General features: G+C 49.8%; 1 rRNA gene (running past one end of the window). It reads right to left on the reverse strand.

What is annotated here, in order from left to right:
• Nucleotides 1-1,651, reverse strand: a 23S ribosomal RNA gene (locus COT81_03920); its annotated part reaches 335 nt to the left of the window's first position; the annotation flags it as partial.

Here is a 1,651-nt window from a genome sequence, read left to right on the forward strand (position 1 = left end):
GCCAACCCCTGGGGACCTTCTTCAGCCCCAGGATAGGACGAGCCGACATCGAGGTGCCGAACCACGCCGTCGCTATGAGCGCTTGGGCGTGACTAGCCTGTTATCCCCGGAGTAGCTTTTATCCGTTGAGCTTCCGCCGTCCTATATCGTACGGTCGGATCACTAAGTTCTGCTTTCGCAACTGCTCGTCTGGTCAGACTCGCAGTAAAGCTGGCTTGTGCCTTTACACTATCACTCGGATTTCCGTCCCGAGCTAGCCAACCTTTGTAAACGCCTCCGTTACTCTTTGGGAGGCAACCGCCCCAGTTAAACTACCCACCAGATACTGTCCGGTCCCCGGATTCACGGGGGTACGTTAGAATTAACATAACACAAGGGTGGTATCTCACTGTCGTCGCGTTAGACGCGACTCCCACCTATGCTGAACAGGTGAAACACTAATTCAATATCAAGTTGTAGTAAAGCTTCACGGGGTCTTTTCGTCCGGCTACGGGTATCCAGCATCTTTACTGGACTTGCAATTTCGCCGAGTTCATCGTTGGGACAGTCTCCAAATCGTTATGCCGTTCGTGCAGGTCGGAACTTACCCGACAAGGAATTTCGCTACCTTAGGACGATTATAGTTATCGCCGGCGTTCATCCGCGCTTCAGTCGGAAGCTTCTCTAAACCGAAGTTTAAATAACCCCCTTCCTTAACGTTCGGACACTGGCCAGGCATCAGCCCCTATACATCAGCTTGCGCTTTGGCAGGGACCTGTGTTTTTGGTAAACAGTCGTTTGGAGTCAGTCGCTGCGCCCCACACCTTTCTAATTACAAACTGGAATTAAGTTAAATTCATTCAACTATAATCCTGCTTATAAACAGAAAGGTGTGGGGAATCCTTATTGCGAACTTACGGATACTGTTTTGCCGAGTTCCCTAACGATGATTATCTCGTACACCTTGGCACATTTGCGCCCGTCTACCTGTGTCGGTTTACGGTACGGTTACAACAAGCTTAACTCTAGAGGTTTTTCTAGTCACCTGCTTTAACTAAATTGAGTCCGGTAAAACCTTCCTCTTCTGCCAACCTCAGCGCTTGCGGTAACGGATTTACCAATTACCACGCCTTAGCCAGCAACGAACATCCCATAGCTCGCTTAATCTCTGCCGATGCGTCACCCCATCGAAAACCTGCTGTAGCGCAGGAATATTAACCTGCTCGTCCATCGACTACGCCTTTCGGCCTCGCCTTAGGACCGGCTAACCCTGGGTCGATTTGCGTTGCCCAGGAAACCTTAGACTTACGGTGGGCAGGGTTCTCACCTGCCTTTTTGCTACTCATGCCAACATTCTCTCTTCTGTACGCTCCACGATCCCTCGCGGGTCTCACTTCAGCGCATACAGAATGCTCCTCTACCACTCATTAAATAAATTTAATGAATCCGCATTTTCGGTACCAAACTTAAGCCCCGTTACATTTTCGGCGCAACCCAACTTGGTTAGTGAGCTATTACGCTTTCTTTAAAGGGTGGCTGCTTCTAAGCCAACCTCCTAACTGTTTGAGTCAAATCACCACCTTTCACACTGAGTTTGGATTTAGGGACCTTAAATTGCGGTCTGGGCTGTTTCCCTTTTGACACATGGAGCTTAGCCCCCACGGTCTGACTC

This window comes from Candidatus Buchananbacteria bacterium CG10_big_fil_rev_8_21_14_0_10_42_9 (genome assembly GCA_002773845.1).
GTDB lineage: Bacteria > Patescibacteriota > Patescibacteriia > Buchananbacterales > 21-14-0-10-42-9 > 21-14-0-10-42-9.